The organism is Plantactinospora sp. KLBMP9567, assembly GCF_033446045.1.
In the GTDB taxonomy this organism is placed as follows: Bacteria; Actinomycetota; Actinomycetes; order Mycobacteriales; family Micromonosporaceae; genus Plantactinospora.
This window is the reverse complement of record NZ_JAWQRR010000030.1, coordinates 38,750-63,801: the sequence shown is the minus strand read 5'-3', so window position 1 is coordinate 63,801 and position 25,052 is coordinate 38,750. Positions and strand designations below refer to the sequence as shown.

The window sequence follows — 25,052 nt, the reverse complement described above, 5'->3', positions numbered from 1 at the left end:
ATCAATCGGATTACGACGCTATTGCGCTACGAGGACACCTGTCAAGGCACCGCCACCAGACATCGGATGTCAGGGCGGGATCGGGGTTCGCTCTTCGGGTAAAGCCCGACGGCGGGGGGGGGGCCCCCCCCCCGGAGGGGGGGGGCGCCCCCCCCGCGGGGGGGGAACCCCCGGCGGGGGGGCCCGGCCCCGGCGGTTGTGGGGGCCGGCCACCGCCGTCTTGGTGCGGATACGGCTCAGAGCACGCCGTCGGTGAGCAGGTCGGTGGTGCCGCCCAAGTCGGCGCCGCCGACCAGCCCGGTCACGCTGCCCAGGGTGCCGCCGAGGTCGGTGACTCCGCCGACGGTGTCGGTGACGCCGCCGAGGTCGGTGACTCCGCCGACGGTGTCGGTGACGCCGCCGAGGGTGCCGTCCAGGTCGGTGACCCCGCCGAGGGTGCCGTCCAGGTCGGTGACCCCGCCGAGGGTGCCGTCCAGGTCGGTGACCCCGCCGACGGTGTCGGTGACCCCGCCGAGGGTGGCGCCGAGGTCGGTGACTCCGCCGACGGTGTCGGTGACGCCGCCCAGGCCGATGCCGCCGAGCGTCCCGTCGACGGTGCCGGTGACGCCGCCGACCGTGCCGGTGACGCTGCCCAGGGTGCCGTCGAGGTCCGCCACACCACCCAGGTCGGCGACGTTGGTCAGGTCGGTGATGTTGCTCAGGTCCGTCACGCCGCTCAGGTCGCCGGCACCGACCAGGCTGGTCGTGCCGGCCACCGTGGAGGTCACGGTGCTGGCGGCGAAGTCGGCGGTGCCGAGCACGCCGTCGACGGTGTCGACCCCGCCCGCGGTGCCCAGCACCGTCGAGTCGAGGGTGCCGGCCACGTCGTGCACGCCGGACAGGTCCACGCTCAGGCCGCTGCCCAGGCCCAGCACCGGCAGGGCGGAGCTGACGCCGACCTCCAGGCCGTTGGGGTCCACACTGACGGCGCCCACGCCGGCCACGTCGACGTCGACACCGGTGCCGTAGACGCCGGCGGTGAACTGGTTGGCGACGGTCTGCACCTGGCCGACGACGCTGGTCGGGCTGAGGCTGACCGAGCCGAGGCCCAGGCTTTCCACCGCGCCGAGGTCGGTCAGGCCCTGCAGCGGTACGGAGTCGACCACCAGCGGGAGGACGTCCGCCACGTCGGCCGGGACCACGTCGCCGAGCCCGACGCTCTCCAGCGTGCCGGTCGGGTCGAGTTCGTACGCCGTGCGCAGGTCCACGTCGGTGAGCAGGTTGACCACGAACTCCTGCAGGGTCTGGGTGGATTCCACGGCGGGAGTCGCCTCGGAGGCCGGGGCGGGGGCAGGGGCCGGGGCCGGAGCCGGGGCGGGGGTCTCCACGGTCGGTGCCGATTCCACGGTGACGATCTCCTCAGAGGTTTGGGCGGGATGATCTGGGCATGTCGTTCCAGACCTGGCGCCGACCGTACGGCGTTGCCGACGTACCGGACATCGGGGACGATCCCCGGTTCTCGCCCTAACCGGCTAGGTGCCAGGCCACGCCCCGGGTTAGGGGCATAGGGGCTGCGGTCGGCGGGTCACCCCGATCGCCGCCCCGCCACCGTCCCGGCGCGATGCACCCGGCCGACGGATCGGCCCAGTTCATCCCGGCTGCCCCTGCGGGTTCGAGGCGCCGGCCCGGGCACCCCTCGGCGGGCCCGGGGCTACTCCGGTCGCTGCGACCCGGACCGGCTCCGGGCCCGGTCCAGTCGTCCGGCCAGGACGCCGAGTTCGTCGGCCAGCTCGGCGGGTTCGAGCACGGTGAACTCGGGGCCGAGCAGGGCGAGGTGCAGCGCCAGGAAACCGAGCGTGTCCGCTCCGGCACTGAGCAGGCAACTGCGCCGGTCGACCGCCTCCACCAGTCCGGCCGTCGGCGGGACCCGTTCGGCGACCTCCTCGGCCATGTCCCGGCGCAGGGTACGCACCGTCACGTCCAGCCGCTGCGCCAGTTCCGGGCCGGTCCACTCGGTCCGGGTCTGCAGGATGGCGAGCAGGCGCAGCAGCCGTGCCGAGCTGTCGAGCATTTCCCGAGTCTGTCAGCAAACCAGGAACGATCCTGTCCTCAATTGGGCCTAGCCTGCCAAACATGGACATCGACTGGACCGGACAACTGGTCGACCAGGTGGACTGGCACTGGCAGCACCAGCTGCGGCCCCGGCTCGACGGGCTCACCGACGACGAGTACCACTGGGAGCCGGTGGACGGCGGCTGGGGCGTGCGCCCGCGCGGCGAGGTCGAGGCGGCGACGGCGTACGGCGCCGGCAGCTATGTCATCGAGTACGCGCTGCCCGAGCCGACGCCACCGCCGGTCACCACCATCGCCTGGCGGCTGGCGCACGTCATCGTCGGAGTCTTCGGCCTGCGCAGCGCGGCACACTTCGGCGGGCCGCCCGTCGACTTCGACAGCTTCGACTACGCCGGCACCGCCGCCGAGGCGCTGCACCAGCTCGACACGGCGTACGCCACCTGGCGCGACGGCGTACGCGGGCTCGGCCCGGACGCGCTGGCCCGGCCGTGCGGCCCGGCCGAGGGCCCGTACGCCGACTTCCCGATGGCCGCACTGGTGCTGCACATCAACCGCGAAACCATCCACCACGGCGCGGAGATCAGTCTGCTCCGTGACCTCTACCGGGTGCGGCGGTGATCCGAATGGCGTACGAGTTCCAGGTGACACAGGACAGTGCCGACCCGCACGTGCTCGCCGACTGGTGGGCGGAGACGCTCGGCTGGCAGGTGGAGCCCTCCGACGAGGCGTTCATCCGCCGCATGGTCGCCGAGGGGCACGCCACCGAGGACGACACCCGGACTCACCACGGGGTGCTGGTCTGGAAGGAAGGGGCGGCGATCCGGCACCCCGAGGGGGCGCAGCGGGCGCCACGGGTGCTGTTCCAACTCGTTCCGGAGGCCAAGACGGTCAAGAACCGGATGCACCTCGACGTCCGTACCGGTGCCGAGGACCTCACGCCGGTGGTCGAGGCGCTGGTGGCGCGCGGCGCGAAGTTCCTGCACAACGGGCGGCAGGGCCCGTACACCTGGGTCACCCTCGCCGATCCGGAGGGCAACGAGTTCTGCGTCTCCCGCTAGCCGGGCTGCCGGTGGCCGGCTCAGGGGGCGGTCGCGAGAATCCGTTCGAGCGCGCTGCGCAGCCGTGGTGCGAGCGTACCGGCGTAGGTGGCGGTGAGGTGCTGGTTGTCCCGGTAGACCAGCACTCCGCCGATGACCGGGGCGCAGCGCTGCCTGGGGCAGATCGCCCCGGTGAGGTCGATCAGGCCGACCCGGGGGAGGTCCTCCAGTGCCGCGAGCTGCGCGGCTCCGGCGCCGGTCGCCAAGGCGTCCTGCCGGTCGGGTGCGCACCGGGTCAGCCGGCGCGGGTTCGCCGACACGCATTTCGCGCTGTCGGCGGTGAGGATCGGGGTGCCCCGGAGCACCACCGTGGGCACCCCGGCCGAAACCAGGTCCGACCAGGTGCGGCGCATGCCGTCCACCAGCGCGTCGTGTGCCCGCTCGCCGTCCAGGCCCCGGCCGTCGGCCATCGGCCGGTAGCGGGAACTGGTGGTCAGCAGCAGTTCGGGCCGCTCCGGTCCGGCGAGCGCGGCGCGGACGTTGCGGTACCACTCGGCGCAGGCGTCCCGCTGCCGCTGGTCTCCGGTCAGCACCTCGAGCCGGAGGAACGGGCAGTTCGGCTTGAGGTACGTCACCAGCCGCCAGCGTTTCGCCAGTGCGACCGCCTGGAGCGCCGGTACCCAACTCGCGGCGTGGCTGTCGCCGGCCAGTGCGACGGTGAACGGGGCGTCCCGGTCGCCGTACACGCACGCCTGCGCGGTGCCGCTGATGACCGCGGGGAAGCAGTTGTGCCGGTAGACGTCGGGCAGGTCGGCCGCGGCGTCGGCCGGGTCCGGGGTGATCGACCCGACCCGGTCGACCGGGACGCCGGCCCGGCTCTTCTGGGGCGACCGGCCCAGCGCGGCGGCGCCCGGTGCCGCCGACGGCGCCGGGCTGGGAAGCGCCGACACCGGTGCGGCGGCGGACGGCGGGACCGGCCGCTCGGGTGGCCAGACGGAGAGCTGGAAGAGTAGCCCGGCGAGTATTCCGGCGGCGGGGAGCAGTGCGCCGACCCGGAGTACCTGCCCGGGTGACCAGCCGTCCCACGCACCGGTCCGGGCCGGGATCTCGACGTACCGGTGGGTGAGTACGGCGAGCAGTACGGCCCCGCCGAGTACGCCGAGATCGGCTGCCGGCGGCAGGTCGCCGAACCGGGCGTGCGCGGCGACCAGCAGCGGCCAGTGCCAGAGGTAGAGCGGATAGCTGACCGCACCCGCCGCCCGCAGCGGCCTCGCGCCCAGCACCCGGTACACCGCACCCGGCCTCGCCGCCGTACCCGTGGCGCCGGCCGGCATGCCGATCGTGCCGCCGGCGATGATCGCGGCCGCGCCCAGTGCGGGCAGCAGGGCCAGCGGTCCGGGAAATTCCGGGCCGGGCCGCAGGGTGAGTACCGCGACCGCGACGGCGGCCACGCCGGCCCAGCCGAGCAGGGTGCCGAGGCGCCGGGGCAGTCCGGCCAGTCGCGCCCCGAGCAGGGCGAGCACGGCGCCGAGGGCCGGCTCCCAGAACCGGGTGGTGGTGACGAGGAAGGCACGACCCGGTTCGGCGGCGGTGTGCCAGACGGACCAGGCGAACGAAGCGAGCGCGAGCAGGCCGGCGGTGAGCAGCAGCGGGCCGGCGAGCCGCACGGGGCCGCTGCCCGGCTGTCCCCGGCGGCGTACCGTCCAGGCGGCGACGCCGGCCGCCAGCAGCGGCCAGACCAGGACGAACTGTGCGGCGACCCCGACCGCCCAGAACTGGGCCAGCAGGCTGGCGCCGGCGTCCGGGACCACCGCCTGGGCGTGCTGCGCGGCGAGCCGCCAGTTCAGCACGTGCCCGGCACCGGCCAGCACGTCCCAGCCGGCCGCCGACCAGCGGCCCCGGGGCAGGCAGGCCAGCGTCAGCGGCATTGACGCGGCGAGCACCAGGGTGCCGGCCGGCAGTGCCCACCGGGCCCGTCGGGCGAAGAATCCGGTCAGGTCGATCCGTCCGGTGCGCTGCCATGCACCGAGCAGGGCACCGGTGACCAGGAAGCCGGAGATCACCAGGAAGACGTCGACGCCGACGAAGCCGCCGGGGACGATGCCGATTCCGGCGGCGCCCAGCAGCAGTGACCCGACGGCCAGGGCGCGCAGGCCGGTGAGGTCGGCGCGCTGCCGGGTCGGGCCGGCGGCGTCCGTTCGGGACCGTGGTCGCGACCGCGTAACCATTGTTCAACCTCCGGCCCGGGCTTTCTGTCCAGTTAGTCCCTTCTTAACAGATAAACGCCCTGATAGATGTCTTTTGACGTTTTCGAGCGGCCTTCACCTTCGGACCTGCGCCGGTGACGCCGGGGTGGACGGTCCGCGGCTATCCGTCGGCCAGACCGGCGCGCTGCGCCGCCGCCCGCCAGGCGGCCTCGCCGCCGGCCCGCGGCCGGTAGGTCCGGGTCGATCCGGTACGCCGCAGCAGCGCCCGCAGCTCCGTCAGCCCGCCGTCCAGTACGCCGAGCGCCCGGGCCTGTACCAGCGCGTTGCCCAGCGCGGTCGCCTCCACCGGCCCGGCCACCACCGGCAGTCCGCACGCGTCGGCGGTGAGCTGGCAGAGCAGCTCGTTGCGGGCCCCGCCGCCGACCACGTGCAGCACGTCCACGTTCCGGCCGGAGAGCCGCTGTGCCTGGCGTACCGCGACCCGGTGGGCCAGGGCCAGACTGTCCAGGATGCACCGGGTCAGCGCCGCCGGCCCCTCGGGTACCGGCTCGCCGCGCCGGGCGCACGCCTGGGCGATCCGGGCCGGCATGTCGCCCGGAGGCAGGAAGACCGGGTCGTCCGGGTCGACCACGGCGGCCAGCGAGGGCGCCCGGGCGGCGGCGGCGAGCAGTGCGGTCAGGTCGTCGGCCAGCCCCTGCGACCGCCACACCCGCAGCGACTCCTGGAGCAGCCAGAGCCCCATCACGTTGCGCAGGTAGCGGACCGTGCCGTCCACCCCGGCCTCGTTGGTGAAGTTGGCCGCCCGGCTCGCCTCGGTCAGCACCGGTGCGGGCAACTCGACGCCGACCAGCGACCAGGTGCCGCAGGAGATGTAGCCGAACCGGTCGTGTTCGGCGGGTACCGCCGCGACCGCCGACGCCGTGTCGTGCGAACCGACCGCGGTCACCGGCACCGGCCGGTCGGTCCCGACCGCCTCCCGGACCTCCGGCCGCAGCTCGCCGACCGGGTCGCCGGGCCGGCGCAGCGGCCCGAACAGCCGGGCCGGCAGTGCGGTCCGGGCGATCAGGTCGGTGGACCATTCCCGGGTACGCACGTCCAGCAGTTGCGTGGTGGAGGCGTTGGTCACCTCGCTCCCGGCGACCCCGGTCAGCCAGTAGCCGAGCAGGTCCGGGATGAGCAGCATCGTCTGCGCCCGGTCCAGGGCCGGGGTGCCGAGTTCGGCGGTGAGCTGGAACAGCGTGTTGAACGGCAGCAGTTGCAGCCCGGTCGTCCGATAGAGATAGTCGGCGCCGAGCGCCGCGACCACCGACTCCTGCACCCCGTCGGTACGCCGGTCCCGGTAGTGCACCGGGTTGCCGACCAGCGCGCCGGTGGCGTCCAGCAGCCCGTAGTCCACCGCCCACGAGTCGATGCCGACGCTGGCCAGGTCGGGCCGGCGGTGCAGCGCGGCCCGCAGCCCGGTCAGCGTCTCGGCGTAGAGCCGGGGGACGTCCCAGTGCAGGGTGTCGAGCAGCCGGACCGGCCCGTTGTCGAACCGGTGCACCTCGGTCAGCGTCACCCCGTCCGGGGCGACCTCGGCGAGCATCACCCGGCCGCTGGCCGCGCCGAGGTCGACGGCCGCGACGGCGGTCGAGTCGGCTGGACCGGTCGGACTGGTCGAACCGGTCATCGAAGGAACGCCGCGGCCACGCCGGAGTCGACGGGTACGTGCAGGCCGGTGGTCTGCGACAGCTCGCCGCCGGTCAGCGCGAACACCGCGCCCGCGACGTGCTCCGGCAGCACCTCCCGCTTCAGCAGCGTACGCCGGGCGTAGTAGGCGCCCAGCTCCTCCTCCGGCACCCCGTACACCGCGGCGCGCTGGGCGCCCCAGCCGCTGGCGAAGATCCCGGAGCCGCGTACCACGCCGTCCGGGTTGACCCCGTTGACCCGGATGCCGTGCTCGCCCAGTTCGGCGGCGAGCAGGCGTACCTGATGCGCCTGGTCGGCCTTTGCCGCGCTGTAGGCGATGTTGTTCGGCCCGGCGAAGACCGAGTTCTTGCTGGAGATGTAGACGAGGTCCCCGCCGAGGCCCTGGTCCAGCATCAGCCGGGCGGCGGCCCGGGAGACCAGGAAGGAGCCCTTGGCCATCACACCGTGCTGGATGTCCCAGTCCGCCTCGGTGGTCTCCAGCAGCGACTTCGAGATCGACAGCCCGGCGTTGTTGACCACCAGGTCGACCCCGCCGAACGCGAGCGCCGCCTCGGCGAAGGCGCCCTCGATCCCGGCCGCGTCGGTGACGTCCACCGCCACCGCGACCGCCCGGTCGGTGCCGCCGATCTCCCCGGCCACCGACGCGGCGCCCTCGATGTTGCGGTCGGCCACCACGACACAGGCGCCCTCGGCGGCCAGCCGCCGGGCGATCGCCGCGCCGATCCCGGAACCGCCGCCGGTGACCAGCGCGACCCGGCCGGCCAGCGCCTTCGGCTTCGGCATCCGGCGCAGTTTCGCCTCTTCGAGCTGCCAGTACTCGATCCGGAACTTCTCCGCCTCGTCGATCGGGGCGTACGTCGAGACCGCCTCCGCCCCGCGCATCACGTTGATCGCGTTGAGGTAGTACTCGGCGGCCACCCGGGCGGTCTGCTTGTCCCGGCCGAAGCTGAACATCCCGACCCCGGGCACCAGCACGATCGCCGGGTCGGCACCCCGGATCGGCGGCGAGTCCGGCTCGGCGTAGCGCTCGTAGTAGCCGCGGTAGTCCTTGCGGTACTCCTCGTGCAGCTCGCGCAGCCGGGTCACCACCTCGGGCAGCGGCGCGTCCGGCGGCAGGTCGAGCACCAGCGGACGGACCTTGGTCCGCAGGAAGTGGTCCGGGCAGGAGGTGCCGAGCGCGGCCAGCCGCGGGTGCTCGGCCCGGGACAGGAAGTCCAGCACCGCCTCGTCGTCGGTGAAGTGTCCGACCTGGAACTGCCCCTGCTGCCGGCTGTCGGTGCTGGCCAGCCCGCGCAGCGTCGGGGCCAGCGCGGCGGCCCGCTCCTGCCGCTGTTCCGCCGGCAGCGCCGCGTACCCGGGAAGCACCGCGCCGAACGGCTCCGGCCGGCCGTGCTCGGCCAGGAACCGGGTGGCGGTTTCGATGATCTCCAGCGAGCGGGCCTCGCACTCGGAGCTGGTGGCGCCCCAGGCGGTGATCCCGTGGCCGCCGAGGATCACGCCGATCGCCTGCGGGTTGTCCCGGGCGATCGCGGCGATGTCCAGGCCGAGTTGGAAGCCGGGCCGGCGCCACGGTACCCAGAGCACCCGGTCGCCGAAGCAGCGGCGGGTCAGTTCGGGGCCGTCGGCGGCGGTGGCCAGCGCGATCCCGGCGTCCGGGTGCAGGTGGTCGACGTGCGCGGCGTCGACCAGGCCGTGCATCGCGGTGTCGATCGACGGCGCCGCCCCGCCCCGGCCGTGCAGGCAGTAGTCGAAGGCGGCGACCATCTCGTCCTCGCGGTCCACCCCGGGGTAGACGTCGACCAGGGAGCGCAGCCGGTCCAGCCGGAGCACCGCCAGTCCCGCCTCGGTCAGCGTGCCGATGTCTCCGCCGGAACCCTTGACCCAGAGCAGTTCGGCGGGCCCTCCGGTGACCGGGTCGGTGCCGGTCGCCTTGGCCGAGGTGTTGCCGCCGCCGTAGTTGGTGTTACGCCGGTCGGCGCCGAGCCGGTGGCCCCGGGCCAGCAGCGCGGCGACCTGCGGATTGGTCGGTCCGGTGCTCACGATCATGCCCCCCAGCCGGCCTGCTGCCCGCCGACCCGCTCGGCGGCGATCCGCTCGGCGTAGCCGGAGCGGGCGTACGCGGCCATCGGATCCGGGTCGAGGCCCATCTCCTGGCGGACCTCCGCCAGCAGCGGCCGTACGTCGGTGTTGTACGCGTCCATCAGCACTCCGTTGGCGCCGAGCACGTCCCCGGCGGCCTGTGCGGCGGCCAGCGCGTCGGTGTCGACCAGCAGCGCCTTGGCGGTCGCCTCCTGGACGTTCATCACCGAGCGGATCTGGGCCGGGATCTTCGGCTCGATGTTGTGGCACTGGTCGAGCATGAAGTTGACGCCGGAGTCGGCCCGCAGCGCGTCGGCCCGGACGATCTCGTGCATGATCCGGAAGAGTTGGAACGGGTCGGCCGCGCCGACCATCAGGTCGTCGTCGGCGTAGAACCGGGAGTTGAAGTCGAATGCGCCGAGCCTCTCCTCCCGGAGCAGGAAGGCGACGATGAACTCGATGTTGGTGCCGGGGGCGTGGTGGCCGGTGTCGATCACCACCTGGGCCCGGTCGCCCAGCTTGAGGCAGTGCGCGTACGCGGTGCCCCAGTCCGGTACGTCGGTCAGATAGAACGCCGGCTCGAAGAGCTTGTACTCCAGCAGCATCCGCTGCTCCGGCCCGAGCCGTTCGTAGGTGGCGTGCAGCGCCTCGGCCAGCCGGTCCTGGCGGGCCCGGATGTCGTCCTGGCCGGGATAGTTGGTCCCGTCGGAGAACCACAGCTTCAGGTCGCGCGATCCGGTGGTGTCCATGATGTCGACGCACTCCAGCAGGTGGCCCAGGGCCTTGCGCCGGATCCGCGGGTCGGGGTTGGTGACGCTGCCCAGCTTGTAGTCGTCGTCCTGGAACACGTTGGTGTTGATGGTGCCGATCCGCACCCCCCGCTCGGCCGCGTAGGACGCGAGCTTGCCGAAGTCGTCGACCCGGTCCCAGGGGATGTGCAGCGAGACCACCGGGGCGACTCCGGTGAACGCGTGCACCTGTGCGGCGTCGGCGATCTTCTCCTCGGGATTGCGCGGCACCCCGGGCTGGCTGAACACCTTGAACCGGGTGCCCGAGTTGCCGTACGCCCAGGAGGGCACCTCGATCCGTTGCGCGCGCAGCGCCGCCCGGACGTCGGTCTCGGTCATTTTAGGCCTCCGTGGTGTCGAGCGCGGTGTTGTCCTGCGTGGTGTTGTCCAGCGCGGTGTTGTCCAGCGCGGCGAGTTGCGCGTCCAGGTTGAAGATCTCGTCGAGGACGACGAACCCCTCGTCGGGGCGGCGACCGTCCAGGCCGACGAAGAAGGGGGCCATCTCGGCCTGCCACCGGGCGTTGACGTCGGTGGCCTCCATCGCGGCGAGGGACGCGGCCAGGTCATCGGTGCGGAAGTGCCCGACCAGCAGCCCGTCGTCGTGCAGGAAGAGGGAGTAGTCGTGCCAGCCGGCCGCGTGCAGCGCCCGGAGCATCTCGGGCCAGACCGCCGCGTGTCGTTCCCGGTATTCGGCCAGCCGGTCGGGCCGGACCCGCAGGACGAAGCACACTCGCCGCATTGGCGGGCCTCCCAACAAATGAACCGTTTCAACAAGCCGCACTCAACATACGAGCGCCGTCACTGAACTGTCAAGAAACCGGGCCGGGGCCGGAGCTCAGCCCGGGGTGCGGGCGTACTGGCTGGACTCCCGGACCACCAGCTCCGGCTCGAAGATCACCTGTTTGTGCTGGTGGTTCTCCGGGTCGTTCGCCTCGTCCAGCATCAACTGTGCCGCTGTCTGGCCGAGCCGCTGCCGTGGCTGGCGTACCGAGGAGAGCGGCACCGCCGCCGCGGCGGCGAAGTCGATGTCGTCGTAGCCGACCAGCGCGATGTCCTCCGGCACCCGGACCTGCTGCCGGGTCAGCTCCTGGAGTACGCCGAGCGCCAGCAGGTCGTTGGCGCAGAAGACCGCGGTGGCCCGGGCGGACCGGGGTAGCCCGAGGATCCGGGAGGCGGCGTCCCGGCCGGCCGCCACGGTCGGGCTCGGCGTCTCGAACCGGCGCAGGGTCTCCTCGGCGAGCCCGGCCTCGCGCAGCGCGTGCATGGCGCCGTGGTAGCGGTCCCGCACCTGTTCCAGCCGCCACGGGCCGCCGACGAACGCGATCCGCCGGTGCCCGGCCTCCACCAGGTGTCGCATCGCCAGTTCGCCGCCGAGCCGGTCGTCGACCGCTACCGAGCAGACGTCCGGCCGGGTGGAACGCCGGTCCAGCAGGACCACGAGTACGCCCCGCTCGCGGAGCCGGACCAGCCGCTCGTTGGCGTCGTCGACCGGGGTGATCAGCACCCCCTGGACCCGCTGCTCCTCCAGCAGGTCCAGATATCTGCTCTCCTTGGCCGAGTCACCGTCGCTGTTACAGAAGATCACCGCCATCCCGGCCGCGCCGGTGGCGTCCTCGACCCCCTTGGCGACGTCCGTGAAGAACGGGTTGGCCACGTCCAGCACCACCAGGCCGAGGGTGCGCCCCCGGCCCCGGCGCAGCTGCCGGGCGGCGTCGTTGGGCACGAAACCCAGCTCGCTGATCGCGGCGAGTACCCGGTTGCGGGTCGACGCCGCGACGATGTCGGGCCGGTTGAGCACGTTGGAGACGGTGCCCACCGACACCCCCGCCTGGCTGGCCACGTCGCGGATGCTCACCGCTGGTCCCGGCACCACCGTCTCCTCCCGCAGCCCCGACCGTCGGGCTGAAACGTGTCAAGGTTATCCGGCGGCCTCCACCGCGTGCGACCGACAGTAACTCCCCGGTGTGCCGCGCCGGGTGCACCTCGCCGGTCCGGTGCCGTGCTGTCCCGATGGTCGCGGCCCCTCGGGCCGGCGACGATGTCGTCCGGGACCGGTCTGCACGTCCCCGCGTGGCCCGGCCGCCTGCCGCCACCGATCAGATACCTGCCCGGGCGGCTGCTTCAGCCACCTTGCCGGGAAGTCGTTCCTTCGACAGCACCACGGGCCGACCAGATACCTGTCAGGGCGACTGTCGAGCTGGGTGCATGGACGGGACGTCTCGGTGCCGGGGTGCCTGGTGGGGTGTGTCGGGCTGGGTGCATGGACGGGACGTCTCGGTGCCGGGGTGCCTGGTGGGGTGTCGGGCGGACAATTCGGTGTGGCGCGGTTTCCGGGTGGGCGCACATACGGGGCAGCTCGACAGTCTCGTCACCGGACACCCCGATTGCCGGTCGTCGGGCACGAGTCGTGGGGTGGGCGGTGTGTGGTGCGTGGTTTTCGAGCGGTGGCGCCGTCGGTACCCTGTCGGATCAGGGGAAGCGCTTTCCTGCCGGTGTCGCCGACCGGGGCACCGTGGAACGACGCATAGAGGGCGGCGAGCATGGGCGAGGACCTGACCGGGGTACGGCTGCGGGTGCGTGGCGAGACCGTCGCGGAGTACGTCCTCGACGACCCGCACGTCGACCCGCGCTGGGGGCGCCGGCCGTACCTGCATCCGGTGCGTACCCTCGCCGGGGTCGTGGTGACCGACACGCTGCCCGAGGACCACCGCTGGCACCTCGGAGTCTCGGTCGCGATGCAGGACGTCTCGGGCACCAACCTCTGGGGAGGCCGGACCTACGTCCGGGATGCCGGCTACACCTGGCTCGACGACCACGGTCGGATCGTGCACGAAGGCTGGCTGCCGGACGGCTGGCTGCCGGACGGATCGGTGTCGGGCGGATCGGTGTCGGACGCCGATGCCGCGGACCCCGGCGACGGCGGTGCGGCGGGCGGGAGCGGCTCGGGCGGCGGTTCTGGTGACCGCGGGTTCGCCGGGCGGCTGCGCTGGCTCGACCCGGCCGGCGCGACCCTGCTGACCGAGGAACGGCGGGTCGGCGCCGCCGAGTTGGCCGGCCGGGCCGACGCCTGGCTGCTCGACTTCGGGTACGTCCTGACCGCACCGGCCGACCGGGACATCCTGCTCGGCAGCCCGGCGACCAACGGTCGGCCGGACGGCGCCGGATACGGCGGCTTCTTCTGGCGGGTCGCCCCGGGGCCCAACCGGGCCTTCACGGCGAGCGCCGAGGGGGAGGAGCGGGTCAACGGCAGCACCGAGCCGTGGCTGGCGATGGTCGGCGCGGCGGGCGGCGGCCGGCCGTACACCCTGGTCTTCGCCGGCCTGGCCGACGGCGACCACTGGTTCGTGCGGACCGGGATCTATCCCGGGGTCTGCGTCGCGCTCGCCTTCGACCGGACCCTGCCGGTCCCGGCCGGCACCTCGGTGCGGCGCCGGCACCGGATCGTGGTCGCGGACGGCGAGCTGACCTGCGACGAGGTCGAGGCGTTGGGGCCGGTCCTGACAGCCTGACCGGCCCCCGCCCCGAACCGAACCCGAACCGGCCCTCAGCCCTTCAGGCCGGAGGTGGCGATCCCCTCCACCAGATAGCGTTGGAAGGCCAGGAAGAAGAGCATCACCGGGACGATGCTCAGCACCGACATCGCGAACATCGGGCCGTACGCCGACTCGCTGGTCTGGTCGATGAAGAGCCGCAGCGCCAGCGGCAGCGTGTACGACTCCGGGTCGTTGAGGTAGACGAGCTGACTGAAGAAGTCGTTCCAGGTCCAGATGAAGGTGAAGATCGCGGTGGTGACCAGGGCTGGCTTGAGCAGCGGCAGGATCACGTACCGGAAGGTGAGCACCGGGCCGCAGCCGTCGATCTCGGCGGCGTCGTCCAGCTCCCGGGGCAGGCCCCGGATGAACTGCACCATCAGGAAGACGAAGAACGCGTCCGTGGCGAGCAGCTTGGGCAGGATCAGCGGTACGAAGGTGCCGACCAGGTCCAGTTGCTGGAAGATCGTGTACTGCGGGATCAGCACCACGTGGTACGGCAACATGATGGTCAGCAGGGTGAACGCGAACAGCGGCCCGCGCAGCCGGAACCGCAACCGGGCGAAGGCGTACGCGGCCAGCGCGCAGGAGATCAGGTTGCCGACCACCGCGCCGACCGCCACGATCAGCGAGTTGGTGAAGAACTGCCAGACCCCGATCCCGGCGATCCCGTCCAACGCGGCGGAGTAGTTCTGTGGCGCCAGCCGGGTCGGCAGCAGGCTCAGGCTGGACAGGATCTCGTCGGTCGGCTTGATCGAGGTGGCCAGCAGCCACACCACCGGATACAGCAGCAGGGCCAGTACGGCGATGATCAGCGTGTGCCAGCCGACCGTACGCAGCCGGGCACCGGTCGCGCCGGGCCGCCGGGCCGCCGGAGTGCGGGTCGACAGGCCGTCGGAGAGCGTGCTCACCGGTCCTCCCCCGAGTAGAACACCCAGCGGCGCGAGGTGCCGAAGAACAGTGCCGTGATGATCGCGATGACCAGCAGCAGCAGCCAGGCCATTGCCGAGGCGTAGCCCATCCGGAACTGCGAGAACCCGCGTTCGTAGAGGTAGAGCGTGTAGAACAGGGTCGAGTTGCTCGGCCCGCCCCGGCCACCGCTGACGATGAACGCCGGGGTGAACGCCTGGAACGCGTGGATCGTCTCCAGTACCAGGTTGAACAGGATGATCGGGGAGAGCATCGGCAGCGTCACCGAGCGGAAGGTGCGCCAGGCGCCGGAGCCGTCGACCGCGGCGGCGTCGTACAGCTCGGTCGGGATCTGCTTGAGACCGGCCAGGAAGATCACCATCGGCGCGCCGAACTGCCAGACGGCCAGGATGATCAGCACGTAGAGCGCGTAGTCCGGCTCGTTGATCCAGCCGCCGGTGTCCCAGCCGAAGTTGCCGGTGACCGAGTCGACCACCCCGGCGTCGGTGAACATCGCCCGCCAGACCAGCGCGATCGCCACGCCGGTGCCGAGCAGCGAGGGCGCGTAGAAGGCCGACCGGTAGAAGCCCTGCCCGCGCCGCTTGCGGTTGAGCAGCAGGGCCACCGCGAGGGCGGCGGCCAGCTTCAGCGGTACGGAGATCAGCACGTACATCGCGGTGACCTTGGCCGAGGCGAGGAACCGCGCGTCGTCGGCGAAGAGCCGCTGGTAGTTCTCCAGCCCGACCCACTCCGGAGAGGTGAAGAGGTCGTAGTCGGTGAACGACAGGTAGAGCGAGGCGAGCATCGGGCCCACGGTCAGCAGCAGCGCCCCGACGACCCAGGGGGAGAGGAAGAGGTACGCGATCCCGGGCCGGTTGCGTCGGTATCGGGGCCGGGCTCCGGCGGCGGCGCCGCCCGGTGCGGCGGGCCGGGGCGGCGGCCTGCGCAGGGTCCCAGTTGTCATGGTCGACTTTCCCATCGGCTCCTGGCGGCCACACCCTCACCGGGTGTGTGCACGCGCCCCGGTGGTGAGGCGGTGATGAAACCATTCAACAAACCGCACGAAGGTACCGCCGGCGGGCCGGGCCTGTCAACGGAGGCACTCTCGACCGGAGTGGGGTCCGGGCTGGTCGGAGGCATATCCGGCCGTGGATGAATCGATTCAGGACGGGGATCGGCGGTGGGGACGCCAGCCCGGATCCCGGCCGAACGCGGCGACCAGCCGGTCCTGCTCGCTCGCCTCCGGCGGCACCGGTACGTCCGCGGCGGTCAGCCCGCTCTCCCGGTACATCGACCGCCGCTCGGTGAACCAGCGGGCGCACTCCCGTACGCCGGCCGGGTCGAGCCGGGGCTCGACGCCGATCGCGACCGCCAGGTCCCAGCCGTGCACCAGGTGCTCGGCGAGCAGTTGGTGCAGGTACTCCCGACCCGGAGTCGGCCCGGCGGACAACTGCACGGTGCGGTCCAGCACGGCGGGATCGCCGACGGCCCGGCACGCCTGCTCGGCCGCGTCCCGGGCCGAGGCAGCGGGATCGGCGCCCAGCAGGTCACCGGCGAACCGGTCGCCGACCTCGGCCAGCGACGCGCCGGCGAAGAGCGGTACCGACCAGCGCTCCTCCCCGACGACGTGGTTCAACAGAGTCCGGACGTCCCAGTCGGCGCAGGGGGTGCCCGCGGTCCAGTGCTCGGTGCCGACCTGGCCGGCCCGGTCGGCGAATCCGGCCACCGTACGCCGGTACGTCGTGAGCAGGTCCATGGCCTGATTCTGCCCGGCTACGGCAGCGCCCGCCGGGCAAGTGACCCGACTGGTCGACCGGGCATCTCCGGCCGGTGCTGGCCGGAACCCGTCTCCGATCAGTCCAGTTGCTCGGGGAGCAGCCCGAGTTCGCGGGCGACCGAGAGTCGCACCCACTCGGTGAGCTGGCGGCGTGGGATGACCCGGTCGTGTACCGCCATCTGCACGGCGAGTCCGTCGATCAGGCCGTTGATCCGCCAGGCGGCACCGGCCGGATCGTCACAGCTGAACACCCCGTCAGCGACCCCGGCCGCGATCACCTCGCCGAGCCCCTCCCGCCGACGCAGGTCCAACCGCCGCGACACCTTCTCCAGCTCCGGCGTACGCAGCGACTCCGACCACCCGTCGATCCACATCGCCCAGGACCGGGACCGGCCCGGCGGGGCGTAGAGGCGGAGCAGTTTCTTCAACTTGACCAGTGGGGTGGCGGGGGACCGGAGCACCGCATCGAGCCGGGCCAGATCCTGCTCGGCGGCGTACGCGAACGCCTGGGCGACCAGTCGCTCCTTGGTGGCGAAGTGGTAGAAGACCAGCGCCTGGCTCACCCCGGCGGCCTGGGCCACGTCGGCGGTACGCGTGTTGGCCAGGCCCCGCGTCGCGATCACGTCGCAGGCGGTGCGTAGTAGCGCATCCAGGCGCACCTCTGCCGCACGTCTCGTCACGCGGCTACGTTAGCCCATTCCGGCCGGCACAATAAGCTATCAACACGTCGGATAAGTTACTAGCGGGTCAGACTGTCCACTAGCGCCTCAGAAGCCGCACGTCCCGACGCGGGCCGCCGAACCCCGGTGAACCCCTGCCCAGCAGGGGCGGAGCGGCGGATGGGCCGGCCGGCGCAGCCAGTCAACCGCCCGGCCCGGCGGGCCAACCACCGGACGGAGAAGATCGGCAACCATCGGTATCCCGTAGTAGTGTCCGCTCATGCCAGACGGTGTGGCCAAAATCCCTCCGGCGACGGGCGCCGGACCCGGGCCGGACCGGCCGGCGGAAACGTCCGCCCGTCAGTCGGAGCGGCCAGCGGAAACGTCCACCCGGGATCCGGACCGGCCGGCGGAAACGTCCGCCCGGATCGGGCGGGACGAACTTCCCGCGCTGGCCACCCCGGACGTCGCCACCGCCGTGACCTATGACGACGAGGAGCGGCCGGCCCGGCAACTGCGCGGCCCGGTCGAGGCCGGGGTGGCGGTGGTCGCGTTCGCCGTCGCGCTGCTGGTGCTCGGGCAGGTGTTCCGGCCACTGTCCCAGGGCAGCCAGTTCTATCTGATCGTCTTCCTGACCGGCGTACTGCCACTGGTCTTCCTCGCGTACCGGTCGGGGCTGCGGTTGCCGGACCGGCTGGCGAGCCGGCTGCCGGCGGTCGGGCCGCGCCGCGTACCCGATCCGGATGCTCCGGCCGCGGCGCGCCGGGACCTGCCGACGGCGCCGGACTGGCTGCTGGCCGGGCTGGCCCTGGTCGTCTGCCTCTATCCGGTGCTGCCGGTCGCGATCGGCGACGCCGGCGGCGGCTACGACGCCTTCCTCGACCGGCAGGGGCTGCTCGTACCGGTTGACGTGTTGATGGGCGCGCTGCTGCTGGTACTCCTGATCGAGGCCTGCCGGCGCACCACCGGCTGGATCCTGCCGGTGGTCTGCCTGCTCTTCCTCGGCTACGGCTACTACGGCGGGCTGTTGCCGCAGAGCTGGGCGATCGCGCACGCCGGGCTCGACTTCGGACAGATCGTCGACGCGCTCTACAACTCCGGCAGCGGCTTCTACGGCACCCCGCTGGACGTGGCCGCCACCTACATCGTGCTGTTCACGATCTACGGTGCGGTGCTCGACCTCTCCGGCGCCGGACGGTTCTTCGTCGACCTGTCGGTGGCCGCGTTCCGGCGGTCCCGCAGCGCTGCCGGCCGCACCGCCGTCGCCTCCGGGTTCCTGCTCGGCACCGTCTCCGGCTCCGGCACCGCCACCGCGGTCAGCGTCGGCGCGGTCACCTGGCCGATCCTGCGCCGCGCCGGCTACCCCGCCGAACACGCCGGCGGCATGCTGGCGGCGGCCGGGGTCGGCGCGATCCTCTCGCCCCCGACCCTCGGCGCGGCGGCCTTCATCGTCGCCGAATACCTGGAGGTCTCCTACCTGACCGTGCTCGGCTGGGCGGTGATCCCGACCCTGCTCTACTACCTCGGCATCCTGCTCGCCGTCGAGATCGACGCCCGCCGGTTCAAGGTACGCCCGGTCGAGGTGGCCACCGGTTCGGCGTGGCGGCTGCTGGGCCGGTTCGGTTACCACTTCTCCTCGCTGATCGTCATCGTCGTGCTGCTCGCCGTCGGGCTGAGCGCCACCCGGGCGGTCGTCTACGCCACCGGGCTGGCGGTGCTGCTCAGCTTCCTCGACCGGCGGAACTGGCTGACCCCACGTCGGATCTTCACCGCCCTCTCCGCCGGGGTCCGCGGGGTGCTTCCGGTCGCCGCGGTCTGCGGCGCGGCCGGCATCATCACCGCCACCACCACCAAGACCGGACTCGGCGCGCAGTTCGCCTCGCTGCTGGTCCGGGGCGCCGAGGCGCTGACCGACAACCCGACTGTGGTACTGGCACTGACCGTGGTCTTCGCGGCGGTGGCGCTCTCACTGCTCGGGTTGGCCGTACCGGTCACCGCCTCGTTCATCATCGGCTGGGTGATCATCGGTCCGGCGCTGCTCGCGCTCGGCGTACCGGCCCCGGCGGCGGCGATGTTCGTCTTCTACTACTCCGTGCTCTCCGAGGTCACCCCGCCGACCGCGCTGGCCGCGGTGGGCGCGGCGGCGATCACCGGCGGCCGGACCGTGCCGACCATGTGGCAGGCGCTCAAGTACGCCCTGCCGGCGTTCCTCGCCCCGATCGCCTTCGTGCTCACCGGGCCGGGGGAGTACCTGCTCGGCCGGGGCTCACCGGTCGAGGTGCTCTGGGCGGGGCTGGTCGGCTGTCTCGGCGTGGCGGCGCTCGCCGTGGCCACCGGTGGCTGGCTGCTCGGCGTCGGGCCGGCCGGGGCGGTCGAACGGGCCCTCAGCGCCGTCGCCGGCCTGCTACTGCTCTATCTGCACCCGGTGTCGATCGCGATCGGCGGCACGCTGGTCGCCGTCGCCGTGCTGGCCACACTGGCGCGCCGGCGCCGTACCGCCGGCACCCGGTCGGTGGTCGAGGAGGCGGTGCCCCAGGAGGTCGACCCGGTGGTGCCAGGCGCCCGGGGCGGCGGTGACCGGCACGTCGAGGCCGGACCGGACGGCGCGGACGCGCAGCGGTCGGGGCCGGAGAGCGCGCCGGTGCCGGCCGATCCGGGCTCCCGGGCGGACGACGGTTCCCGGGTGGACGACGACACCGGGCCGAGGGGCCGGGGAATCGGTTCGAGCGTGGGAGAGGATGCGAAATGAGGCGTACGACGAGGATCGTGGCGGCGGTCGCCGCCGCCGGCCTGGGGCTGACCGGCCTGGTCGGCTGTGGTGGTCGGCAGGACACCGCCACCACCGACGCGGGTGGCGACGTCACCTGTGAGGTGGGTACGGAGACCCGGATCGGGATCGCCACCGGCAACGCGACCGGGGTCTACTTCGCGCTCGGCAACGCGTACGCCGAGCAGGTCTCCAACGCGCCGGGCAGCAAGGTCAAGGCCACCGCGGCCGAGACGGGCGCCTCGGTGCAGAACATCCAGCAGCTCGTCGCCGGCACGTACGCGGTGGCGTTCTCGCTGGCCGACACCGCCGCCGACGCGGTGCAGGGCACCGGCAGTTTCGAGGGGCAGCGGCAGCCGGTGCAGGCGCTGGCCCGGATCCACACGAACTTCACCCAGGTGATCGTCCGCAACGGTGCCGGGATCAACTCCGTGGCCGACATGCGGGGCAAGCGGGTCTCCACCGGCTCGCCGAAGTCCGGGACCGAGGTGATCGCGAACCGGCTCCTCCAGGCGGCCGGGCTCGACCCGGCCAAGGACATCCAGGCACAGCGGCTGGACCTGGCCAAGACCGTCGACGGGGTGAAGGACGGCTCGATCGACGCGCTGTTCTGGTCGGGCGGCCTGCCCACGCCGGGCATCACCGACCTGCTCACCACGGCCAAGGGCCAGGTCAGTTTCCTGGACATCACCCCGCTGCTGACCGAGATGAAGAAAATCAACCCGGTGTACGAGGAGGGTGCGATTCCGGCCGCGACCTACGGCACTCCGGCCGACGTCAAGACCATCGTGGTGCCAAACTTCCTGCTGGTGAAGGACGACCTGGACGCGAACCTGGTCTGCATACTGACCAAGGTGCTCTTCGACCGGAAGCCGCAACTGGAGCAGGCCAACGCGGCGGCCAAGGAGATCAGCCTGGATACCGCCCGTAAGACCGACCCGGTGCCGCTGCACCGCGGCGCGACCCAGGCCCTCGACGACCTCAACGCCGCGAAGTAACCGACCGACCCCGCACCACCGCCCCGCCCCTTCATTCCAGGTTCCTAGGATGGTCTAGGGGTGGTGGTGCGGGTTGAGTGCGGATGATCAAGGCGTCGACCAGGCTGAAGTCGTCGACCTCGGGGATGAGGGCGGGCGTCCGGGACCTGCTGACCCGCCGACCGGCCCCCGAGTTGGCATCTGTTCGCGGCCTCGGCTAAAGTTCTCATCCGTCACCAGGAAACACCGGATGACAAGCGGACGTAGCGCAGTTGGTAGCGCATCACCTTGCCAAGGTGAGGGTCGCGGGTTCGAGTCCCGTCGTCCGCTCGGAGATGCCGCCACATGTCGGGGGCTACCTCGGTGGAGTGGCCGAGAGGCGAGGCAACGGCCTGCAAAGCCGTGTACACGGGTTCAAATCCCGTCTCCACCTCGGCTACAAGCGAGGGCGATTGGCGCAGTGGGAGCGCGCTTCCTTGACACGGAAGAGGTCACTGGTTCAAACCCAGTATCGCCCACCAGTTATATAAGCAGGTCAAACGGCTCGTTATCGAATCTTCGGTAACGGGCCGTTTCCGGACCTGGCCCTTACGCGGGGAGCATCCGGGGAGCGGGCCCGCTCCCCGGCGGTGACCACTTCCGTTAACCGATTGTCCGCTCCACGGCTGCACACTTCCTAGTCGGAAATGTTGTCACGCGCCGCCGGGGGTCGGGTTCGGGGAGCGTGCTGCTCCCACCGGGCCTGTAGGCCGTCCACGAGACGTTGCTCGACGACGGCGCTGACGTGGCTGTAGATCCCCCGGACGCCGGGGAGGCGGTGGCCCAACCGCTTGGCTTGGGCGACCTCTGGCACGCCGTCTTCGATCAGCCACGTCTTGTGGCTGTGGCGCAGGTCGTGGAAGTGCAGGCCGCGCACGATGGCGGGGATGCCGTTGGCGAGGTCGCCGTCGGTGGCGGGTCGCCAGTGGCGGCGGTGGAAGCTGGAGCGGCGGTGTAGGCCGCCGTCGCGGCCGGTGAAGACGTGGTCGTGGTCGTGGCTGTCGAGGTGGGCGCGAAGCAGCGCGATGAGGAATGGTGGTAGCAGGATGTCCCGGACGGCCGCTGGGGTCTTCGGCGGGCCGAGTGTCAGGTGGCCGCCGACCTCGTGCAGGTTGCCTTCGTCGGGGTCGATGAGGATGCGGCCGTCGTCGAGTTTGCAGTTGGGTCTGCGGAGTCCGGCCAGCTCGCCCCATCGCATGCCGGTCGGCGCCACCGCCGGAAATGACCCAAGCGATCAGGTAGCCATCCCGGCTGGCGCCTGACCACCACAGCCCCGCCGTACACCCACCGCGTCCACAGCTCGCGGGGAAGAACTTCTGGCGCCATCACTGAGGCGCCGGCCCGGCGGGAGATATTTGGCCTGATCAGGAGCTTGACCGCCACGTCCTGGTGATGTCGATGGCAATCGTGTCGATGGTGGTGTCGCCAACGGTAAAGGTGCCTTTGTCGGGGGTGGTTGCGGGATGCAGGAGTGCGGCGTAGCTCACGCCGAGGCGTTGCGTGTATGCGAGCAGTTGATAGAGCTCGCTCGTTTTAGGGCGTCGTTGCCAGGGGCGGTACTTGGCGTCGTAGACAGCTGATGGTCGGCCGTCTGACTCCACGACGAAGTCAGCCCTTCCCTCCCACATCGGATCGTTGTCTGTAAGGGGAATCCGGTGCTGCTCGCGCAAAACAGCCTCGGTGCCGAGGCGGCGGGCGAGCCAGCATCGGGTGTACGCCTCCCAGACTCTGGTCATGTTGAACAGCACGCCGACGCCGGCGATCCCGTTTGCCGTGGGGAGGCTGGTGCGGGCGTCGAGGATGAGCAGGGCGAGGTCGTGGATGTCTCGGTACCGTGCAGTTGCCGGGATAGGAGCTGTGGGACCGGTCATTGGGGACAACTGTCGGAATGCTGGTCCGAGCGCGCCAAGCCGGGTGGCCAGGTTGCGGTCCTGGTAGGTCAGCTGGGCCAGCTGGCGGTGCGCGGCAGCGACGAGTTGGTTGATTGGGATGTTGGTGGTGAGCCGGCGGGCGGTGGTGACCAGCCGATCGGGGCGGGCGGCATGGGTGTTCAGGTGCGCGGTCACAGCGGGTACACCGGCGTACGGGGGGCGGGTGAACGTCTGCCTCTGATACCCCTTCTCCAGACCTTGCCCGACGACGCGTTCGGCCTCCCGGACGAACGCGAGCGCGATGAGGTCCATCAGGCCCGTCCCGCCGGTAGCTGCGGTGGCGGGCTCGCGTATCAGGGCAGCTTTGTCACCGAGGCCGAGGAGCTGCGCGAGGTCGTGGAACGCGAACCGGCTGGCGATGTCGACGACCCGACCCGAGCGGAGCCGGAACCGGCCGACGTACGGTCCAGGTGTGACGTCGTACCCGTCCGGATGAATGGTGAAGCGTTCGATGACCCGGGGCTGCCCGCTTGCTCGAGTGCCGCCCTTGGTGAATGCGGTGAACTCAGCGGCCTCGTCGTGATTAAGCTCGACAGTCGTCGTCTGATACTCGGTCAGGCATATCATGCTAGGCCCGTTCGGCGATCAGGGCCCGCACGTCGGTGTCGAGCTGCGCAAGGTCGGCGGGGCGGTCGAACCAGTACTCAGCTAGGTATGGGCGCAACTGGAACTCCCAGATCCGTTCGGCTGCGGCAGCGTCGAGGCCCTCGACCATCCAGTACGAGTGACCAGGGCTGACGGGAGCGTCGTGGCCGATGCGGTCGCGGATGAGGCGGAACACGCCGAGGGCCAGGTCGGCGTTGACCGCTGAGTGCTCTTTTGCCCACCCGTCGAGGACGTCGTCGCTGGGCAGGAGGGGGAAGGCGTGGAAGCGGCGGCGCAGCGCGAAGTCCAGCAGGGCGAGACTGCGGTCGGCGGTGTTCATGGTGCCAAGCACGATCAGGTTGTGTGGCACGGACAGCCGGCGTTGGGAGTAGGGAAGGGTCGCGGAGACCTCGCCGCGGTACTCCAGTAGGAAGAGCAGTTCGCCGAAGACGGCCGCCAGGTCAGCGCGGTTCATCTCGTCGATGACGAGGACGAACGTTTCGTTCGGCGCGTTTTCCGCGCGTTCGCAGAGCAGAGAGAAGACGCCGTTCCGGACCCTGTAATGCAGGCCGCCGTTGCTGGTTGCCGGTCGCAGGCCTTCGACGAAGTCTTCGTACGAGTAGGCGGGGTGGAACTGGGTGAGCTCGATGTGAGCCGGTGAGGTGGCTAGGTGTCGGGCAAGGAGCCGGGCGACGTGAGTCTTGCCCGTGCCAGGTGGGCCGTGGAACACCGCCTGACGCATGCCCGTGTTGACCGCCTGCACCCACCCATCGACCTGCTCCACTGGCAGGTAACACGCGGACGCCACCATTTCCGTAGTCAGGTGTTGGTACGCGACTGGATCCTGCGGATACGAGGTGTGGGCCGCCACCGGCTCGTCTGCCTGAGGGTTCAGCGAGACGAGCGCGGCACTTTGCCGCATGATCTCGGTCAGGATCGCGTCCGACTCCTGCGGCTCCACACCATACTCCCGCCGCCAGTCCTGAAGCGCGACGCAGAACCGCTCATAGCTGTCCCTGCCATCCGCTCTGAACCGCTTGCCAACCTCGGCGCCGAGGCCCGTCATCGTGGCATTGATACACACCCCGAACTGCGATGAATCACGCAGGTATAGAAGATGGCTGGGCAGTGATGAGCCAGCGCCAGGTAGAATCGATCGATCCGCATACATGCGGCCAAGCAGGTCCAGTGCTTTGTCGACCGGCAAACTCCATAGGTTGCCGACAACCCGGTTGAAGCGGCTGACGTCCTGCGCGAGTTTCGCCATGATCGCACCAGCGAAGCCTGGCGAGAAGCGGTCATAGCGGATGCGGCCGGACTTTCCGTGCCGGTTGAACAGTCGCCCCAGATCCGTGATGTCCTGGGAGTTCATCATGCCGGCTTTCTCGTCGAGGAACTGACGTGCTTCTGCCTCCGCCTCGACTCGGCTCGACACGAACGTGCTTCCGAAGTACTCCCGCCGTTTTGCGACGAGGTCATGCGTGTCCCACCGCTTTTCCGCCATCAGTCTCCCTCGTCGCTCGTAACGGGCGGCACGCCCTGGCAAGGATTCTGTCCCAACCTCGTAGATCGCTTCAGCGGCGCAGTGTTGACCGTGTCGCTGGCCAACATCGTGTGGTCTTGGGCGGCGAGGAGGGCTTCCAGGTTGTACCGGTCCGGCATGACACCGATCAACGCCAGTCAGGGGTGCACGATCTTCCACAGGGTACTGGCTGAGGTTCCCGGGTTTGTCGGAGGCAGTAAGCCGCCCGAAAACCCTCAGCACCAGCGCGGAGCCGGTTGCCAGCCAAAGGCCCTACACCGCCGGATAGGGCGCTCGTCAACCGAGCGGGGTGGCGCCGAGGAGGCGTAGCCCGCATTGGGCTCAGTGTCGATCCGCCAACACGAACCCACCCCACGCCGTTGACGTGAGGTTCCCCCGAGAACGCGGAGGGGCTTGATGTCCCCGGGTTTGGTGGAGTCGGTTTGGTTGACTTTCGTGCGTTTCGCTCGTGATCCGGGCCGGGGTGTGTCTGGTGAGGGTGCG

General features: G+C 71.3%; 20 protein-coding genes and 3 tRNA genes. 8 read left to right on the top strand and 15 right to left on the bottom strand.

Annotated elements, in window-relative coordinates:
* Positions 1-236 precede the first annotated feature (236 nt).
* On the bottom strand, positions 237-1,298 hold the full coding sequence (locus R6Y94_RS23570; RefSeq protein ID WP_318398078.1) for an IniB N-terminal domain-containing protein: 1,062 nt from the start codon (positions 1,296-1,298) through the stop codon (positions 237-239).
* Positions 1,299-1,690: 392 nt separating this feature from the next.
* Complete coding sequence (locus tag R6Y94_RS23565) at positions 1,691-2,050, bottom strand: HTH domain-containing protein (protein ID WP_318398077.1); 360 nt, start codon at positions 2,048-2,050, stop codon at positions 1,691-1,693.
* A gap of 62 nt (positions 2,051-2,112) precedes the next feature.
* Between R6Y94_RS23565 and R6Y94_RS23560 the strand changes: the two genes are divergently transcribed.
* Both R6Y94_RS23560 and R6Y94_RS23555 read left to right on the top strand, forming a co-directional pair.
* On the top strand, positions 2,113-2,670 hold the full coding sequence (locus R6Y94_RS23560; RefSeq protein WP_412102854.1) for a DinB family protein: 558 nt from the start codon (positions 2,113-2,115) through the stop codon (positions 2,668-2,670).
* Between the two features lie 5 nt (positions 2,671-2,675).
* Positions 2,676-3,110: a VOC family protein gene (locus R6Y94_RS23555; RefSeq protein WP_318398076.1), complete on the top strand. Its 435-nt coding sequence runs from the start codon at positions 2,676-2,678 to the stop codon at positions 3,108-3,110.
* A gap of 20 nt (positions 3,111-3,130) precedes the next feature.
* Here the strand turns inward: R6Y94_RS23555 and R6Y94_RS23550 are convergent, their stop codons facing one another.
* The 6 genes from R6Y94_RS23550 to R6Y94_RS23525 all read right to left on the bottom strand — a co-directional run bounded on the left by R6Y94_RS23550 (position 3,131) and on the right by R6Y94_RS23525 (position 11,722).
* On the bottom strand, positions 3,131-5,317 hold the full coding sequence (locus R6Y94_RS23550; RefSeq protein WP_318398075.1) for an acyltransferase family protein: 2,187 nt from the start codon (positions 5,315-5,317) through the stop codon (positions 3,131-3,133).
* A gap of 139 nt (positions 5,318-5,456) precedes the next feature.
* Complete coding sequence (locus R6Y94_RS23545; RefSeq protein ID WP_318398074.1) at positions 5,457-6,965, bottom strand: rhamnulokinase family protein; 1,509 nt, start codon at positions 6,963-6,965, stop codon at positions 5,457-5,459.
* Positions 6,962-9,025: a bifunctional aldolase/short-chain dehydrogenase gene (locus tag R6Y94_RS23540; RefSeq protein ID WP_318398073.1), complete on the bottom strand. Its 2,064-nt coding sequence runs from the start codon at positions 9,023-9,025 to the stop codon at positions 6,962-6,964. Before R6Y94_RS23540 ends, R6Y94_RS23545 begins: the two co-directional genes overlap by 4 nt.
* 2 nt (positions 9,026-9,027) lie before the next feature.
* Complete coding sequence (gene rhaI, locus R6Y94_RS23535) at positions 9,028-10,191, bottom strand: L-rhamnose isomerase (RefSeq protein WP_318398072.1); 1,164 nt, start codon at positions 10,189-10,191, stop codon at positions 9,028-9,030.
* Position 10,192: 1 nt separating this feature from the next.
* The gene (locus tag R6Y94_RS23530; protein WP_318398071.1) at positions 10,193-10,591 is read right to left on the bottom strand and encodes an L-rhamnose mutarotase; all 399 of its coding nucleotides are present in this window, start codon (positions 10,589-10,591) and stop codon (positions 10,193-10,195) included.
* A gap of 96 nt (positions 10,592-10,687) precedes the next feature.
* Positions 10,688-11,722: a LacI family DNA-binding transcriptional regulator gene (locus tag R6Y94_RS23525; protein WP_318398070.1), complete on the bottom strand. Its 1,035-nt coding sequence runs from the start codon at positions 11,720-11,722 to the stop codon at positions 10,688-10,690.
* Positions 11,723-12,392: 670 nt separating this feature from the next.
* On the opposite strand from R6Y94_RS23525, the gene R6Y94_RS23520 reads away from it, so the two are divergent.
* The gene (locus R6Y94_RS23520) at positions 12,393-13,361 is read left to right on the top strand and encodes a PmoA family protein (protein ID WP_318398069.1); all 969 of its coding nucleotides are present in this window, start codon (positions 12,393-12,395) and stop codon (positions 13,359-13,361) included.
* 35 nt (positions 13,362-13,396) lie between these two features.
* On the opposite strand, the gene R6Y94_RS23515 is transcribed toward R6Y94_RS23520, so the two are convergent.
* The 4 genes from R6Y94_RS23515 to R6Y94_RS23500 form a co-directional block, all read right to left on the bottom strand.
* Positions 13,397-14,293: a carbohydrate ABC transporter permease gene (locus R6Y94_RS23515; protein WP_318398068.1), complete on the bottom strand. Its 897-nt coding sequence runs from the start codon at positions 14,291-14,293 to the stop codon at positions 13,397-13,399.
* Positions 14,290-15,255, bottom strand: coding sequence for a sugar ABC transporter permease (locus R6Y94_RS23510; RefSeq protein ID WP_318398067.1), 966 nt, complete (start codon positions 15,253-15,255; stop codon positions 14,290-14,292). Before R6Y94_RS23510 ends, R6Y94_RS23515 begins: the two co-directional genes overlap by 4 nt.
* A 198-nt stretch (positions 15,256-15,453) precedes the next feature.
* Positions 15,454-16,047 (bottom strand): TIGR03086 family metal-binding protein, encoded by a 594-nt coding sequence (locus tag R6Y94_RS23505; RefSeq protein WP_318398066.1) that lies wholly within the window; start codon positions 16,045-16,047, stop codon positions 15,454-15,456.
* Between the two features lie 98 nt (positions 16,048-16,145).
* Positions 16,146-16,748 (bottom strand): TetR/AcrR family transcriptional regulator, encoded by a 603-nt coding sequence (locus tag R6Y94_RS23500; RefSeq protein ID WP_318398065.1) that lies wholly within the window; start codon positions 16,746-16,748, stop codon positions 16,146-16,148.
* A gap of 259 nt (positions 16,749-17,007) precedes the next feature.
* Here R6Y94_RS23500 and R6Y94_RS23495 point away from each other — a divergent pair, with 259 nt between their 5' ends.
* The 5 genes from R6Y94_RS23495 (at position 17,008) to R6Y94_RS23475 (ending at position 20,992) form a co-directional block, all read left to right on the top strand.
* Positions 17,008-19,476, top strand: a complete 2,469-nt coding sequence (locus tag R6Y94_RS23495; RefSeq protein ID WP_318398064.1) for a TRAP transporter fused permease subunit — start codon at positions 17,008-17,010, stop codon at positions 19,474-19,476.
* Complete coding sequence (locus R6Y94_RS23490) at positions 19,473-20,492, top strand: TAXI family TRAP transporter solute-binding subunit (RefSeq protein WP_318398063.1); 1,020 nt, start codon at positions 19,473-19,475, stop codon at positions 20,490-20,492. The genes R6Y94_RS23495 and R6Y94_RS23490 overlap by 4 nt, the downstream gene beginning before the upstream one ends.
* A gap of 236 nt (positions 20,493-20,728) precedes the next feature.
* Positions 20,729-20,801, top strand: a tRNA-Gly gene (locus R6Y94_RS23485).
* 32 nt (positions 20,802-20,833) lie between these two features.
* Positions 20,834-20,904 (top strand) — tRNA-Cys (locus R6Y94_RS23480).
* Between the two features lie 13 nt (positions 20,905-20,917).
* Positions 20,918-20,992, top strand: a tRNA-Val gene (locus R6Y94_RS23475).
* 155 nt (positions 20,993-21,147) lie between these two features.
* Here R6Y94_RS23475 and R6Y94_RS23470 read toward each other — a convergent pair.
* The 3 genes from R6Y94_RS23470 to R6Y94_RS23460 all read right to left on the bottom strand — a co-directional run bounded on the left by R6Y94_RS23470 (position 21,148) and on the right by R6Y94_RS23460 (position 24,530).
* Complete coding sequence (locus R6Y94_RS23470) at positions 21,148-21,723, bottom strand: tyrosine-type recombinase/integrase (protein WP_318398062.1); 576 nt, start codon at positions 21,721-21,723, stop codon at positions 21,148-21,150.
* A 151-nt stretch (positions 21,724-21,874) separates the two neighbouring features.
* Positions 21,875-23,008: a 5-methylcytosine restriction system specificity protein McrC gene (locus R6Y94_RS23465; protein WP_318398061.1), complete on the bottom strand. Its 1,134-nt coding sequence runs from the start codon at positions 23,006-23,008 to the stop codon at positions 21,875-21,877.
* A 1-nt stretch (position 23,009) separates the two neighbouring features.
* Positions 23,010-24,530: an McrB family protein gene (locus tag R6Y94_RS23460; RefSeq protein ID WP_318398060.1), complete on the bottom strand. Its 1,521-nt coding sequence runs from the start codon at positions 24,528-24,530 to the stop codon at positions 23,010-23,012.
* Positions 24,531-25,052 lie beyond the last annotated feature (522 nt).